8 protein-coding genes, 2 tRNA genes and 3 rRNA genes are annotated in these 16,011 nt (G+C 47.1%); 3 read left to right on the top strand and 10 right to left on the bottom strand.

Features of this window, described 5'->3' with window-relative positions:
* Nucleotides 1–100: 100 nt before the first annotated feature.
* From CWC22_RS00705 to CWC22_RS00695, 3 genes are read right to left on the bottom strand one after another with little or no spacing between them, the layout of a single operon-like run.
* Complete coding sequence (locus CWC22_RS00705; RefSeq protein ID WP_138537851.1) at nt 101–1,888, bottom strand: ABC transporter ATP-binding protein; 1,788 nt, start codon at nt 1,886–1,888, stop codon at nt 101–103.
* Between the two features lie 3 nt (nt 1,889–1,891).
* Nucleotides 1,892–3,328, bottom strand: a complete 1,437-nt coding sequence (locus CWC22_RS00700; RefSeq protein ID WP_138537852.1) for a protein adenylyltransferase SelO — start codon at nt 3,326–3,328, stop codon at nt 1,892–1,894.
* Nucleotides 3,325–4,017, bottom strand: a complete 693-nt coding sequence (locus CWC22_RS00695; RefSeq protein ID WP_125563001.1) for a DNA-3-methyladenine glycosylase I — start codon at nt 4,015–4,017, stop codon at nt 3,325–3,327. The genes CWC22_RS00700 and CWC22_RS00695 overlap by 4 nt, the downstream gene beginning before the upstream one ends.
* Nucleotides 4,018–4,128: 111 nt before the next feature.
* On the opposite strand from CWC22_RS00695, the gene CWC22_RS00690 reads away from it, so the two are divergent.
* A complete protein-coding gene (locus tag CWC22_RS00690) occupies nt 4,129–4,866 on the top strand; it encodes a substrate-binding periplasmic protein (protein ID WP_125562999.1) in 738 nt (245 codons plus the stop codon).
* 513 nt (nt 4,867–5,379) lie between these two features.
* Here the strand turns inward: CWC22_RS00690 and rrf are convergent.
* The 7 genes from rrf to rhlB all read right to left on the bottom strand — a co-directional run bounded on the left by rrf (nt 5,380) and on the right by rhlB (nt 14,005).
* Nucleotides 5,380–5,494 (bottom strand): 5S ribosomal RNA (gene rrf / locus CWC22_RS00685).
* 118 nt (nt 5,495–5,612) lie between these two features.
* Nucleotides 5,613–8,492: ribosomal RNA gene (locus tag CWC22_RS00680) — 23S ribosomal RNA — on the bottom strand.
* Nucleotides 8,493–8,778: 286 nt separating this feature from the next.
* Nucleotides 8,779–8,854, bottom strand: a tRNA-Ala gene (locus tag CWC22_RS00675).
* A 115-nt stretch (nt 8,855–8,969) separates the two neighbouring features.
* Nucleotides 8,970–9,046 (bottom strand) — tRNA-Ile (locus CWC22_RS00670).
* A gap of 76 nt (nt 9,047–9,122) precedes the next feature.
* Nucleotides 9,123–10,655 (bottom strand): 16S ribosomal RNA (locus CWC22_RS00665).
* Together the 16S, 23S and 5S rRNA genes with 2 tRNA genes alongside form the textbook arrangement of a ribosomal RNA operon.
* 522 nt (nt 10,656–11,177) lie before the next feature.
* Nucleotides 11,178–12,680 carry a guanosine-5'-triphosphate,3'-diphosphate diphosphatase gene (gene gppA, locus CWC22_RS00660; RefSeq protein ID WP_138538797.1) on the bottom strand — a complete coding sequence of 501 codons (1,503 nt, stop codon included), beginning with the start codon at nt 12,678–12,680 and terminating at the stop codon, nt 11,178–11,180.
* A gap of 38 nt (nt 12,681–12,718) precedes the next feature.
* Entirely contained in the window at nt 12,719–14,005 is a 1,287-nt protein-coding gene (gene rhlB, locus CWC22_RS00655) for an ATP-dependent RNA helicase RhlB (RefSeq protein WP_010387093.1), read from the bottom strand.
* Nucleotides 14,006–14,096: 91 nt separating this feature from the next.
* Here rhlB and trxA point away from each other — a divergent pair, with 91 nt between their 5' ends.
* A complete protein-coding gene (gene trxA / locus CWC22_RS00650) occupies nt 14,097–14,423 on the top strand; it encodes a thioredoxin TrxA (RefSeq protein ID WP_010387092.1) in 327 nt (108 codons plus the stop codon).
* A 218-nt stretch (nt 14,424–14,641) separates the two neighbouring features.
* Nucleotides 14,642–15,901 (top strand): transcription termination factor Rho, encoded by a 1,260-nt coding sequence (gene rho / locus CWC22_RS00645; protein WP_010387091.1) that lies wholly within the window; start codon nt 14,642–14,644, stop codon nt 15,899–15,901.
* The last annotated feature ends 110 nt before the right edge of the window (nt 15,902–16,011 follow it).

The raw sequence follows: 16,011 nt of genomic DNA, 5'->3' as shown, positions 1-16,011 counted from the left end.
CTCTAAAATAATAATGCAATCTGATATTTGCAGTAATAATAGTAGATGATGTCTTAATATTTACTTAACACAAATTAGGAATTTTTTGTTAATTTTACATTCAGCTCTGATGACCAAATAACACCCGGTACAATCCCTGCTCCGCAACCAGACTATGATGATCTCCAGCCTGACTCACGACGCCATCATCCAGAACATATATTTGGTCTGCCTGACGGATTGCACTCAGTCGATGGGCAATGATCAGGGTCGTCCTGCCTGACAGAAAAGTATTCAAATTGCGATGTATTTTGGCCTCAGTTTCCACATCCAGCGCAGACGTTGCTTCATCCAGAACCACCACTTTAGGATCCGCGGCAACCATACGGGCAATGGCCAGACGTTGCTTTTGCCCGCCCGACAGTCGCACCCCATTGCGACCCACCACAGTATCGAGCTGTTGGGGCATGTCTGTAACAGTGTCAGCCAGTTCAGCCACCTTTAACGCATGCCATAGCAGCTCATCATCACAGGTTTTACCCATGGCCAGATTCTCCCGAATACTGGCATTAAATAGAATGGGTTGCTGTAGCACAGTCACGACATGCTCCCGAATGGCATGGAAACCAACCTCTTCGGCAGGCATGTCATTAACTAAAATATCTCCTGACTGCTTCTGATATAACCCCAGCAGTAATTGCACAAGGGTCGACTTACCACCGCCCGATACCGCAACTAACGCTGTTTTCTTACCGCTGGGCAAGCTCAAAGACACATCATTGAGTACCGGCATGCCATCTTGATAGGCAAAACTAACGTGACGAAAATCGATGCGGATCGTGGGTTGTTTGAATACCTCGCTGTTAGCAGGCTGATGAGGCTCAGTACTGAATGCCAGCACTTGATTCAGACGCTGAAGTGCAGCGGTCGCGCCATAATAAGCATACTGAATACTCAGTATCTCCTGCACAGGTCCCATCATAAACCACAAGTAGCCAAATACGGCGAATATCTGACCTACGGTTAAGTCAGAGAAAACCACCATCAGCATAGCGATGGCACGAAAGACTTCAAATCCCAACAAGAAAACGGTGAAGCTAAGACGATTGACTGCATCTGTTTTCCACTGTGACTGTACAGAGTGGTGACGAAGCGATTTAGCCGCCCCTACAACCGTATCGAAATAACTTTGCTCTCGTCGCATTGCCTTGAGCTGAGCGATGGCATCTAACGTATCTACCAGCGCACTCTGAAATGCTTCGAACGCGTTATTCTGACGCTTCTTTAAGTCCTTCACGCGCTTACCGAATTGCCGGGAAAAATAAATCACAGCAGGATTAAGTGTCAAAATAATCAAACCCAACAGCCAGTCGATCCAGAGCAGTACTACGGCCGTCCCTACAATCGTCAAAATGCCTATCAAGAAACGAGACAAGGTTTGGCTGATAAAACCATCCAGCGTCTCAATATCTGTGATACACCGTGAACTGATCGCCGCAGCGCCCTGGGTTTCGTACTCCTTGAGCTGCACCTTTGCCAGATGGCCAAGCAGTCTTTCCCGGATCCGATAAGAAATATCCTTGCCTATGATAGTGAACTGACGTGACTGCGCAACACCCAACACCAATGCCCCCAAGCGCATACACACCACAGCTATCAGGATAGAGATAATGTAGCCCGTCGCTCCGTGCCACTGAGCAGGTAATACATGATTAAGGGTTTCCACTGCAGTACCTGGGCGTGCCAATAACACTTCATCCACTAATAAAGGCATCATGAGTGGAATGGGCACGCTCACCAGAGCGGCACAAAAAGCAATCAGATGTGCGTAAATCAAGGGAGTTTTATGCGTCAGGATCTGTCGCTTGATTTCCTGCCAGGTCAATGCCTGGTTACTCTGCTCACTCATAGCTTACGTTCCACAAAACGTCTGGTAGGCCTGTTCATGTGCCATAGTCTCCGTCCATTGAGCAGGATAGGCTTGATAGGTATAGGGGCTCTTCAAAGCAGTTAGCCAGTCAGTAAACTCATCACTCTGAGTGCCTTCATTAAACTGGGCAATAAATCGCTCCACCAGATCATTACGCGGAATAATAGCCGGATTTACAGATTGCATCAGCGCCAGAGCCTCAGCTGCACTGTGTCCGCTAATCCGCTTTCGCCACTTACTGACCCAGTCAGCTAACACTTCAGGTAAAGGGTAGGTTGGTAGCGGACTGGCGTGGAGTGCGTTTGTCAAAGCAGCAAACGTGTTGGTGTAATCCAGTTTATTTTGCTGCATCAGCGATAACAGTTCACTCAATAATGCCTGATCTGATTCCTCCCAGGTACCTATCCCAAGCTTTTTAGACCACATTACTTGGTAGCCCTCATTAAAGCTCTCTGCAAACTGACTTAAAATCTCTGAAAAACGCTCAAGCGCCGCGTCTTTATCCTCAATCAACACCATCAAAGACTCTGCCAGACGGCCACAATTCCAGCTGGCAATGTTAGGTTGCTGACCAAAAGCATAGCGTCCTTGACGATCAATGGAGCTAAACACAGTATCGAACGAGAAAGACTCCATCATCGCACAAGGGCCATAGTCAATCGTCTCACCATTTATCAGGGTATTATCTGTATTCATAACCCCATGAATGAAGCCTACCTGCATCCACTTTAAAATAAGTGCACACTGGCGCTGACATACCCGCGTAAAGAAATCAAAGATACGTGCCTCACCACTGGACGTAATGTCGCTGAAGTATTCACGGATACATAACTCGACAAGCTTGCTCATCGCCGCCACATCTTTGTTCATTGCCATCAACTGAAAGGTGCCAACCCGAATATGGCTTCGGGCAATGCGACATACAACAGCGCCGGGCTCTGGCGTCTGGCGCATCACCTGTTGACCAGTGGTCAAGACTGCCAGACAGTGTGTCGTTGGTACACCCAGTGCTTGCATTGCATGGCTCATGATGTATTCCCGGATAGCCGGACCCAGTGCACACAAGCCATCCCCCCCACGCGAGAAGACTGTCGCACCAGAGCCTTTGAGGTGCATGTCATAGCTGAGACCATCCGCTGCGGTGATTGACGCAATGAGGTGTGCTCGTCCATCACCAAGTTGCGGATTAAAATGACCAAACTGATGGCCGCAATACGCCATTGCAACCGGCTGAATGTGCTCGACCTGAGACACCCCCGCAAGGTAGTCACGCAGCGTTTGCTGATCGATCTCAATACCTAATTCAGATAACAATGCCTGATTAGTAAGTAGTAATTGAGCCTGCTCAAACTGATAAGGCTGTTGTGGGACCAGGTAAGTCTCTCCCAACTCGGTGTAGCGGGTAAAAAACTGGCTCATGATGTTACTCCTACCTCATTGTCACCCACACTATAAGCGACAAGCTGACTTAATTTTTGCAATGAATAACCACTTTGTCTACGTAACTCATTGAAGAAGGCTTGCGCAGAGCGAAGTGATTTCTGGCTATGCAAACCGCCTGAGATCACCTCATGCGCGCGCAAATAGGCTTCTACATCCCGGCTTAGAATAAACGTATCTTTGCCGACAGCCCTCAGTGCATAAGGACCTGTATTGCCCCCTAATCGACTCCCTTGCTTTTTAAGTAACAACCATAGCTCAATAATGTTATCCTCAGGCCAATTTGCAACAAGCTTACTAAAAGTGCCGTGCTCTAATGCCAACTCATGGAGCATAAGGCAGTTATGTGCAATGCTCTGTACTTTTTTATAGTTACGTACAATACGTTCATCCTGAGCGCGCTGTTCAAACATTTCAGGCGACATGTAAAGCAACTTCTCAATCGAAAAGTCCCAGAACACGTCACGAAAACCTGACCACTTGGCGTTAATCACCGACCAATAAAAACCACTTTGAAATATTTTTCGAGTGAACTCTTCCAGCCAAACATCATCAGGAAGCATTGCAAGTTGCGTATTTGATACGGGTTCGCTGAGTAATGATTCCAATATGTCTTTCGAACCTTTACGCTCGCATGCTCGTTCATAAATATCTAAAAAACTCTCCACAGCTTAGCCTTTTATTTTTGATCAATGGGATAGACGCTTTTGTTAGCCGATTCGTTTTATTCAACAATAAGCGCTATAGTTTTGTTTAGCCCGATTTTCAGAGCCTTGTCAGTGAAATACTTTATTTTTGCTTTATTTTATAGTTTTACGTTAAGTGCTGAAACAGTGCATATTACGACTGGTCAATGGCCTCCATACGTAGACAGGCATCGTGAGGATCAAGGGTGTACCGCTCAGCTTATCCGAGATGCCTTTGCTTTGCACGGGATCCGTGTTCGGTTTGTATTTATGCCCTGGCAACGCGCATACGAAGAAGGAAAAAAAACGGAATTTATTGGCAGCGCTTATTGGTATTACAATGAAAAAAGAGCAACCGAGTACCTGTATACATCGTACCCGCTCACTTCAGAAGTTTCCCACTTTTACCACCTGGATAGCATCCCCTTTAAGTTTAACTCCTACGCTGATTTAAAACCCTTCAGACTTTTGATTAATAAAGGTTTAACGTATCCGAAAACACTATGGCAAGCGATAAAAGAATATGAAATAGAGGTGATGGAGGCGACCTACACGACCAAGAACTTGCAATTTCTGCTGCGTCAACGCGCGGATATTGTCGTTCTGGATGAGCAAACAGAAAGGGAATACGCAAAAGCCCTGTCTAACTCTGAGGTAAAACGCCTGGTACGACAGCCTAAACCAGCATTCGTTAATCAGGGTTTTTTACTGATTAACCAACATAACGAAAAATATGTGGCGCTTTTTAATAACGCACTCCAAACGCTTATTTCAAACAAACCTTATCTGGCGCAATATCAAGAAAATTGCTCTGCGATTAGTACCCAGTGATTGTTCGCTCTTTGCAAAGAGACATATTTATACCAGTTTCACTTAATACCTGATCATGATTGCAAGGTGGAAGGACAATTCATATTAATCGTGTGGCCTGTTGGCAGTTCCCGCATCAAGTGCGGGATGACGGTGGTGTGGACTTTGTGTTCGGGCAGCTATACAACTTTTTTAAACTACCCAAAACGCAAAAAAGCCCGACTCTTTCGAATCGGGCTTTGATGTACAAGGAGGTACGAATGTAGATGATATTCATGGATGAATTAAGTGCAAAGTACAATGACAGCGAGCAACGCGAGTACATTTACTTAGCGCAAGGTGAAAAGAGCTATTGTAGAGAACACAGACCTATTCACAGCGCAAAAAGGAGCCCTCCACAGGGAAGTGCCCCCAAAGACTGCTAGATACCAGCTTCATGGATGAATAGACAACACCGCTCTGTCTACAGCTTTTTAAACTACTCAAAATGCAAAAAAGCCCGACTCTTTCGAATCGGGCTTTCTTTTATTTGGAGCTTGGCAATGTCCTACTTTCACATGGGAAACCCCACACTATCATCGGCGCTATTTCGTTTCACTACTGAGTTCGGCATGGAGTCAGGTGGTTCCAAAATGCTATGGTTACCAAGCATAAACTGTTGCGCAAGATGTTTATCAACATCTCACTAAAATCTGGAAAAGCGTATTAAATTCTTATCGTCTACTTTATTTCTTAACTTCTAACGAACAAAACCACTTTGGCGTTGTATGGTTAAGCCTCACGGGTAATTAGTACGAGTTAGCTCAATGGCTCACACCACTTCCACATCTCGCCTATCAACGTTGTAGTCTTCAACGGCCCTTCAGTTGACTTAAAGTCAAAGTGAGAACTCATCTCGAGGCTCGCTTCCCGCTTAGATGCTTTCAGCGGTTATCGATTCCGAACGTAGCTACCGGGCAATGCCATTGGCATGACAACCCGAACACCAGCGGTTCGTCCACTCCGGTCCTCTCGTACTAGGAGCAGCCCCTCTCAATTCTCAAACGCCCACGGCAGATAGGGACCGAACTGTCTCACGACGTTCTAAACCCAGCTCGCGTACCACTTTAAATGGCGAACAGCCATACCCTTGGGACCGACTTCAGCCCCAGGATGTGATGAGCCGACATCGAGGTGCCAAACACCGCCGTCGATATGAACTCTTGGGCGGTATCAGCCTGTTATCCCCGGAGTACCTTTTATCCGTTGAGCGATGGCCCTTCCATTCAGAACCACCGGATCACTATGACCTACTTTCGTACCTGCTCGACGTGTCTGTCTCGCAGTTAAGCTGGCTTCTACCATTACACTAACCGTACGATGTCCGACCGTACTTAGCCAACCTTCGTGCTCCTCCGTTACTCTTTGGGAGGAGACCGCCCCAGTCAAACTACCCACCAGGCACTGTCCTCAACCCCGATTAGGGGCCTAAGTTAGAACATCAACACTACAAGGGTGGTATTTCAAGGACGGCTCCACGCAATCTAGCGACTGCGCTTCAAAGCCTCCCACCTATCCTACACATGTAGGGTCAATGTTCAGTGCCAAGCTGTAGTAAAGGTTCACGGGGTCTTTCCGTCTAGCCGCGGGTACACAGCATCTTCACTGCGATTTCAATTTCACTGAGTCTCGGGTGGAGACAGCGTGGCCATGGTTACACCATTCGTGCAGGTCGGAACTTACCCGACAAGGAATTTCGCTACCTTAGGACCGTTATAGTTACGGCCGCCGTTTACCGGGGCTTCGATCAAGAGCTTCGCCTAAGCTAACCCCATCAATTAACCTTCCGGCACCGGGCAGGTGTCACACCGTATACGTCATCTTACGATTTTGCACAGTGCTGTGTTTTTAATAAACAGTCCCAGCCACCTGGTCACTGCGGCTCTCGCCTGCTTACGACGCGAAGTCTTCACAAGTAAGAGCGTACCTTCTCCCGAAGTTACGGTACAATTTTGCCTAGTTCCTTCACCCGAGTTCTCTCAAGCGCCTTAGTATTCTCTACCTGACCACCTGTGTCGGTTTAGGGTACGATTCGATATAAACTGAAGCTTAGAGGCTTTTCCTGGAAGTAGGGCATCAACAACTTCACCACCGTAGTGGCTCGTCTCGACTCTCAGCCTTAGCGACCCGGATTTTCCTAAGTCACCAGCCTACAGCCTTTCACATGGACAACCAACGCCATGCTTGCCTAGCCTGCTCCGTCCCCCCATCGCATTTATACCAAGTACGGGAATATTAACCCGTTTCCCATCGACTACGCTCTTCAGCCTCGCCTTAGGGGTCGACTCACCCTACCCTGATTAACATGGGATAGGAACCCTTGGTCTTCCGGCGTGCGGGTTTTTCACCCGCATTATCGTTACTCATGTCAGCATTCGCACTTCTGATATGTCCAGCATGCCTCCCGGCACACCTTCAGCCACTTACAGAACGCTCCCCTACCCCGCGAACTAAGTTCGCAGCCGTAGCTTCGGTGGTATGTTTAGCCCCGTTACATCTTCCGCGCAGGCCGACTCGACTAGTGAGCTATTACGCTTTCTTTAAAGGATGGCTGCTTCTAAGCCAACCTCCTAGCTGTTTTAGCCTTCCCACATCGTTTCCCACTTAACATACACTTTGGGACCTTAGCTGACGGTCTGGGTTGTTTCCCTCTCCACGATGGACGTTAGCACCCACCGTGTGTCTCCCGGATAGTACTTTACGGTATTCGGAGTTTGCAAAGGGTTGGTAAGTCGGGATGACCCCCTAGCCTTAACAGTGCTCTACCCCCGTAAGTATTCGTCCGAGGCTCTACCTAAATAGATTTCGGGGAGAACCAGCTATCTCCCGGTTTGATTAGCCTTTCACTCCTAGCCACAGGTCATCCCCTAACTTTTCAACGTTAGTGGGTTCGGTCCTCCAGTCAGTGTTACCTGACCTTCAACCTGCCCATGGCTAGATCACCGGGTTTCGGGTCTATACCCTGCAACTTAAGCGCCCAGTTAAGACTCGCTTTCGCTACGGCTCCCCTAAATGGTTAACCTTGCTACAGAATATAAGTCGCTGACCCATTATACAAAAGGTACGCAGTCACCCTCGAGGGGCTCCTACTGCTTGTACGTACACGGTTTCAGGTTCTATTTCACTCCCCTCACAGGGGTTCTTTTCGCCTTTCCCTCACGGTACTGGTTCACTATCGGTCAGTTGGGAGTATTTAGCCTTGGAGGATGGTCCCCCCATATTCAGTCAAAGTTTCACGTGCTCCGACCTACTCGATTTCACTTTAAATAAGTTGTCGTGTACGGGACTGTCACCCTGTATCGTCATACTTTCCAGAATGTTCCACTAACTACATTAAAGCTTAAGGGCTAATCCGATTTCGCTCGCCGCTACTTTCGGAATCTCGGTTGATTTCTTTTCCTACGGGTACTTAGATGTTTCAGTTCTCCGCGTTCGCTTCATACAGCTATGTATTCACTGCATGATGACCCAAAGGGCCGGGTTTCCCCATTCGGAAATCCTAGTCTCAAGTGCCTCTTACTGGCTCAACTAGGCTTATCGCAAGTTAGTACGTCCTTCATCGCCTCCAACTGCCAAGGCATCCACCGTGTACGCTTAGTCACTTAACCATACAACCCAAAATAGTTTTGAATTGTACTGCTAAAGACAGTTTTAACTTCGCCAGAAGTTAAGTAATACTAAAGTAGACGCTAATTAATCAACTAAATGATTAATCGGCATTTTTCTTTCGAAAACTCTATAGAACAACAATTTTCATTGTCATTCCGAGAATTTAATATCAGCTTTCCAAATTTTTAAAGAGCAAGAGAATTGCTTCTCAGAGTTAAAAACTCTCAGTTTCTTATTTTAAGTAACTGTCTTAAGAGTGCTTATCTATGAGAAGGAGTAGTAAAGTGGTGGAGCTAAGCAGGATCGAACTGCTGACCTCCTGCGTGCAAGGCAGGCGCTCTCCCAGCTGAGCTATAGCCCCACATTACTAGGAATAACATTGCTTTGAACCGAGCTTCTTTTCGAGGCCAGGCATTAAGTGAGGACGTTTAGTGTTTTCTAAACGACGAGCTTAATAACGCAGCATCGGGAAGAAGTGGTGGGTCTGAGTAGACTTGAACTACCGACCTCACGCTTATCAGGCGTGCGCTCTAACCAGCTGAGCTACAGACCCAAACAATGTTTGTGTTCTCTAATTCTAATCAACAATCATCTGTGTGGACACTTCGAACAAATCAGTTCTAAGTCGATAAGGAGGTGATCCAGCCCCAGGTTCCCCTAGGGCTACCTTGTTACGACTTCACCCCAGTCATGAATCACTCCGTGGTGAACGCCCTCCCGAAGGTTAAGCTATCCACTTCTGGAGCAACCCACTCCCATGGTGTGACGGGCGGTGTGTACAAGGCCCGGGAACGTATTCACCGCGGCATTCTGATCCGCGATTACTAGCGATTCCGACTTCATGGAGTCGAGTTGCAGACTCCAATCCGGACTACGACATACTTTAAGTGATTCGCTTACTATCGCTAGTTCGCAGCACTCTGTATATGCCATTGTAGCACGTGTGTAGCCCTACACGTAAGGGCCATGATGACTTGACGTCGTCCCCACCTTCCTCCGGTTTATCACCGGCAGTCTCCTTAGAGTTCCCGACCGAATCGCTGGCAACTAAGGATAAGGGTTGCGCTCGTTGCGGGACTTAACCCAACATCTCACAACACGAGCTGACGACAGCCATGCAGCACCTGTATCAGAGTTCCCGAAGGCACCAAACCATCTCTGGTAAGTTCTCTGTATGTCAAGTGTAGGTAAGGTTCTTCGCGTTGCATCGAATTAAACCACATGCTCCACCGCTTGTGCGGGCCCCCGTCAATTCATTTGAGTTTTAACCTTGCGGCCGTACTCCCCAGGCGGTCTACTTAATGCGTTAGCTTTGGAAAAGTTGTCCGAAGACCCCAGCTCCTAGTAGACATCGTTTACGGCGTGGACTACCAGGGTATCTAATCCTGTTTGCTCCCCACGCTTTCGTACATGAGCGTCAGTGTTGACCCAGGTGGCTGCCTTCGCCATCGGTATTCCTTCAGATCTCTACGCATTTCACCGCTACACCTGAAATTCTACCACCCTCTATCACACTCTAGTTTGCCAGTTCGAAATGCAGTTCCCAGGTTAAGCCCGGGGCTTTCACATCTCGCTTAACAAACCGCCTGCGTACGCTTTACGCCCAGTAATTCCGATTAACGCTCGCACCCTCCGTATTACCGCGGCTGCTGGCACGGAGTTAGCCGGTGCTTCTTCTGTCAGTAACGTCACAGCTAGCAGGTATTAACTACTAACCTTTCCTCCTGACTGAAAGTGCTTTACAACCCGAAGGCCTTCTTCACACACGCGGCATGGCTGCATCAGGCTTGCGCCCATTGTGCAATATTCCCCACTGCTGCCTCCCGTAGGAGTCTGGACCGTGTCTCAGTTCCAGTGTGGCTGATCATCCTCTCAAACCAGCTAGGGATCGTCGCCTTGGTGAGCCGTTACCTCACCAACTAGCTAATCCCACTTGGGCCAATCTAAAGGCGAGAGCCGAAGCCCCCTTTGGTCCGTAGACATTATGCGGTATTAGCCATCGTTTCCAATGGTTGTCCCCCACCTCAAGGCATGTTCCCAAGCATTACTCACCCGTCCGCCGCTCGTCATCTTCTAGCAAGCTAGAAATGTTACCGCTCGACTTGCATGTGTTAGGCCTGCCGCCAGCGTTCAATCTGAGCCATGATCAAACTCTTCAATTAAAAGTTTTTTGAATCCGAAGATTCGTGCTCAATGAATTCTGATTTTGTCTGTTTCTACTTTTAAAAAAGTAAAATCAAAACGAATTGACTATGTTAGTCACTCAGTTCAGTTGAGACTCTAAATTTTTGTGCGTCATTCAGTAAACTGAATTTCGCTGTTAGAACTCAATCTGTACGAGTGCCCACACAGATGATTGCTTCATATTTTTAAAGAACATAATCCGGTTACCCGGTGCGACTTAATGTCGCCGCGCTGTTAGCGCTGAGGGTTGTGCATTCTAATCACTTCCCATTTTATGTCAACACTTAATTTTGAGAAATTTCAGAATCAAGTTTTATTTGACTCCCAACTCGTTGGCTCATTGCTTTTCAGCGTTGTGCCCCGTGTCGGTGGATGCGAATTATAGGGAAATCGAAACCCAGCGCAACCCTTTTTTTGAAGAAAAGTGAGAAAAACAGCGCGTTCGAACAAGATTCAAACAAAACGCGCTTTTTTAGGCCTTTTTTGTACAAAAAGAGCGCTTAATCGCGCTCAATTTTCAATATCCAACCGGCTTTTTCCTGATACCCAGCTTCTAACTCTAATTCGCTGCGCATCAAAGGGTGCTCGTGCAACCACTCATCAGGCAAAGTCAGGGTAAGCGTTTCAGGTTCAGTCGCTGTGATGTATAGATCTGGCAGGACATCATCCTGACGGCGCATAGATAAGATAACCGCAACCCGGAAGATCCTGACAAGTAACTCAATGAATCCCTGATGATGACCAAACTGAAGAAAGGTATCTTCTTCTACGTCGAGTCGGTGGTTACCTACTAAAGTTACCACCATCTGCTTTTGTACTCGGGAATATCCCGGCATACCAGTATGTTTTAAAATGTACGCACTGTGCAGATGATAAGACTTATAGTCAATTACCAGACCAATCTCGTGCATAGATGCAGCGGCACTCAATAAACTACAGGCGCTTTGAAAATCAAACTGCATTGGTGCTTTCAATTGCTGTAGAAAAATTTTGCATATATCAAACACACGAGCCGCTTGTCCGGCATCAACATGATACCGGGACATAAAGCCATCGAGTGTGCGTTTACGAATATCAGCCTGGTTCAACTGATCAATCATACTGTATAGAATACCTTCACGCAGTGCACCGCCTGCAAGGCCCATTCGTTCAATCTTTAATGCTTTAAATAGCGCAATTAAAATTGCCAACCCAGAAACAAACACCAAACGGCGTTCTTCACTCAGGCCGGGCAACTCAAGCTGCTCTATATTTTCAAACTGAATGGCTTGCGCACGAATTGCCTGAAGCTTATCCAGCGTCAGCATCTCATCCAGGCCCAGCGCCGCAAAAATTTCCTGAATCGCCTGGACTGTTCCAGATGCGCCAATGGCAAGCTCCCAGCCAGACGACTTATATTGAGCAGCATAAGGAGCAACAACCTCGTGTGCTGCAGCCGTTGCAGCAGAGAAATTGGCCTCGCTCAGTGTACCATCTGAAAAATAGCGCTCTAAATAGGTGACACATCCCATATTCAGGCTATGGTACAGCTGTGCTTCAAAGCCCTGACCAATGACAATTTCGGTGCTCGCGCCACCGATATCAACAACAAGCTGTCGACCCTGGCAGGCTGAGGTATGTGCGACGCCCTTGTATATAGACCGGGCCTCTTCTTCCCCACTAATAATAGAAATAGAGTGACCCAGAATTTGCTCGGCTTTATTCTTAAAGACATCAGCGTTGGTTGCCAGGCGCAAGGTTGCGGTGGCCACAATACGTATATTGTTAGCCGGGATATCCTGAAGTCGTTCAGCGAACAAGGATAAACATTCCCACCCTCGCTGCATCGCTTCTTCACTCAGCAAATTTTGCTCATCCAGGCCTGCTGCCAGCCTTACTTTACGTTTGACCCGACCAATTGTATGCACGCCACCGGCCATATGTTTTGCGATCAACATATGGAAGCTGTTTGATCCTAAATCAATCACCGCATACACATTTTCATGTGGAGATCTCTGAACCACGCTTACTAACCTCTATCTACCTCTACCAAAACGCCCAATTAATTGCGCGGGCGCGATTTTTGGTAACTACCTTGTCGACGGTTATTACCGCTGCGATTACCGCGCTGACCGGACGTATTTCTGCGCCTTTGTTGTCTGGCTGGCGCTTTAATATCGTCGAGCAGAGCTGACTTATCGTAGTGTGAAACCGGAATTGCATGGTCAATGTATTCTTCAATCTCATGTAAGTTATATGCATATTGCTCACAGGCAAAACTTATTGCATGCCCTGACGCGCCTGCTCGGCCAGTACGGCCAATGCGATGCACATAATCTTCACAGTCGTCTGGCAAATCAAAATTGAGTACATGACTCACCTCAGGAATATGCAAACCTCGCGCGGCAACATCCGTTGCAACCAGCAGGTCTAATTCGCCCTTAGTGAATTTAGACAAAATCGACAAACGCTTCTTCTGATTAACGTCACCGGTTAACAACCCAACCCGATGCCCATCATTTTTCAGCCACTCATACACGTTTTCACAACTGTGCTTTGTATTGGCAAATACAATCGCCTTGTCTGGCCACTCTTCCTCAATCAAGGTAAGGAGTAAAGGAATTTTGTCCTCTTGCGAGGGATGGAACAACTCTTCTTTGATCCGTTTGCCTGTTTTAACATCCGGTTCAATTTGTACATGAATCGGATTGTGCATATGTTCAAAAGCTAGCTCCTGAACACGATAAGACAGAGTTGCAGAAAACAGCAGATTCAGACGTTGTTGTGTATCCGGCATGCGATTAAACATATAACGAATATCTTTGATAAAGCCCAAATCAAACATTCGGTCTGCTTCATCTAGTACAACAACTTCAATATTATTAAGGTTATAGGCACCTTGTTTATAGAAATCGATCAGGCGTCCGGTCGTACCAATGAGGATATCCACCCCTTTTTCTAGTTGTGACCGTTGTTTTTCGTATTCTTCGCCACCATATACTAAACCAAGCTTTAACCCACACGCCGGCGCCATGATTTGTGCGTCTTTGTGGATTTGGATCGCAAGCTCTCGTGTCGGTGCCATAATCAATGCCCGTGGCTGACCGGCAACCTGAGCGTCAGATTGGCTTTGCATCAGCCTGTGACAAGTCGCAGTTAAAAACGCCAGCGTTTTACCTGTACCTGTCTGAGCCTGACCGGCAATGTCTCTGCCCTCACTAATGTAGGGCATGCACTTTGCTTGGATTGGCGTACAGTATTCGAAGCCACTCGCTGTCAAACCGGCGACCACTTCCGGCGCTAAAGCAAAGTCGATAAATTTTTTATTGGTCAAATGTGTCTTAGTCATAGCGATTAAGCATAACGTTTAAACTTGCAATAAGAAACAAGAGTGTTTAAATACGCATTAAATAATTGACCTAATTCTAACGGAGAGCGCAATGAGCGACAAAATTATTCAATTAACTGATGACAGCTTCGAAGCAGACGTGCTTAAGTCGGATACCCCTGTACTGGTAGATTTCTGGGCTGAATGGTGTGGTCCATGTAAAATGATTGCACCTATCCTGGACGAAATTGCAGACGAGTTCGAAGGTCGCGCAACTGTAGCTAAGCTCAACATCGATCAAAACTCACTAACACCACCTAAATTTGGTATCCGTGGTATCCCAACTCTGCTGCTATTCAAAGACGGTGCCGTTGCAGCCACTAAAGTTGGTGCGTTGTCTAAAACACAACTGATCGAGTTCCTTGAGAACAACATCTAACTGAACACTTATTACCAGCATCAGCGTAAGCTGGTCGCTGATAAGTCACAGTCTGAATGTAACAGGTAGTGCTGTGTTAGCACTACCTGATTAAATTTGTATAAAGACTGGACGACTGCTCCCCTAGCTGCTAACTTATAGAGCCACTAACCTTAAGCAATTTCAATTCAATCCCTCGTACCACGAGAGAACAACTTTTAAATAAAGAACCCACCAATATGCATTTACGCGAACTGAAAGACAAGTCAATCAATGAGCTTGTAAAACTTGCCGAGTCTATGGGACTCGAAAACGTCGCCCGTCTGAGAAAACAAGACATCATCTTCGCCATCTTGAAAGCGCACGCGAAAAGCGGCGAAAACATTTATGGTGGCGGCGTGCTGGAAATTCTTCAGGATGGCTTCGGCTTTTTACGCTCATCGGAAGCCTCCTACCTGGCAGGCCCGGATGACATTTATGTTTCGCCCAGCCAGATCAGACGCTTTAGCCTACGTACCGGTGACAGTATCAGCGGTCTGATCCGCCCACCTAAAGATGGTGAGCGCTACTTCGCACTGTTGAAAGTGAATGAAGTTAACTTTGATAAGCCGGAAAACTCCAGAACGAAAATTTTGTTCGAAAACTTGACGCCTATTCACGCCAACGAGCGTATGGTGATGGAACGCGGTAACGGCAGTACAGAAGACATCACTGCCCGAGTTCTGGACCTGGCTTCTCCTATCGGTAAAGGTCAGCGTGCATTGATAGTTGCACCACCTAAAGCTGGTAAAACCATGCTGCTACAGAATATTGCGCAGTCTATTTCTTACAACAACCCAGACGCAACGCTCATGGTACTACTGATTGACGAGCGTCCGGAAGAAGTAACAGAGATGCAGCGCCTGGTGCAGGGTGAAGTAGTCGCCTCAACCTTCGATGAACCAGCAAGCCGCCACGTACAGGTTGCAGAAATGGTCATTGAAAAGGCGAAACGTTTAGTCGAGCACAAGAAAGACGTCATCATTCTGTTGGACTCAATCACCCGTCTTGCACGTGCCTACAACACAGTCATCCCATCTTCAGGTAAAGTCCTGACAGGTGGTGTTGATGCCAACGCACTGCACAAGCCGAAGCGCTTTTTCGGTGCTGCACGTAATGTAGAAGAAGGTGGCAGTCTGACTATTATCGCTACTGCCCTGATTGATACAGGCTCTAAGATGGATGAAGTCATTTACGAAGAGTTTAAGGGCACCGGTAACATGGAATTGCACTTAAACCGTAAGATCGCTGAAAAGCGTGTCTTCCCGGCGATCGACTTTAACCGCTCAGGTACCCGTCGTGAAGAGCTACTCACTAAGCCAGATGAGCTGCAAAAGATGTGGATTTTACGCAAAATTGTTCATGAAATGAGCGAAATCGATGCAATGGAGTTCCTGATCGATAAGCTTTCAATGTGCAAAACCAACAACGAGTTCTTTGACTCGATGAAGCGAAAATAACCCTCCACTTCAGAAAAAGCCTGCTTATGCAGGCTTTTTTTATGGCGTCATAGCTTGGAACTCTCTGATTGGTGTTCTATATATTAGGAAGTGTACAAAGACACATGTTT

The organism is Pseudoalteromonas rubra (genome assembly GCF_005886805.2).
GTDB classification, from domain to species: Bacteria; Pseudomonadota; Gammaproteobacteria; order Enterobacterales; family Alteromonadaceae; genus Pseudoalteromonas; species Pseudoalteromonas rubra_D.
The sequence above is the reverse complement of the archived record's forward strand: the minus strand, read 5'-3'. Positions and strand labels throughout refer to the sequence as shown.

Bases quoted from the DNA above. Each gene is read 5' to 3' on its own strand.
- CWC22_RS00705 (WP_138537851.1), bottom strand. From the start codon at position 1,888: ATGAGTGAGCAGAGTAACCAGGCATTGACCTGGCAGGAAATCAAGCGA.
- CWC22_RS00700 (WP_138537852.1), bottom strand. From the start codon at position 3,328: ATGAGCCAGTTTTTTACCCGCTACACCGAGTTGGGAGAGACTTACCTG.
- rhlB (WP_010387093.1), bottom strand. From the start codon at position 14,005: ATGACTAAGACACATTTGACCAATAAAAAATTTATCGACTTTGCTTTA.
- trxA (WP_010387092.1), top strand. From the start codon at position 14,097: ATGAGCGACAAAATTATTCAATTAACTGATGACAGCTTCGAAGCAGAC.
- rho (WP_010387091.1), top strand. From the start codon at position 14,642: ATGCATTTACGCGAACTGAAAGACAAGTCAATCAATGAGCTTGTAAAA.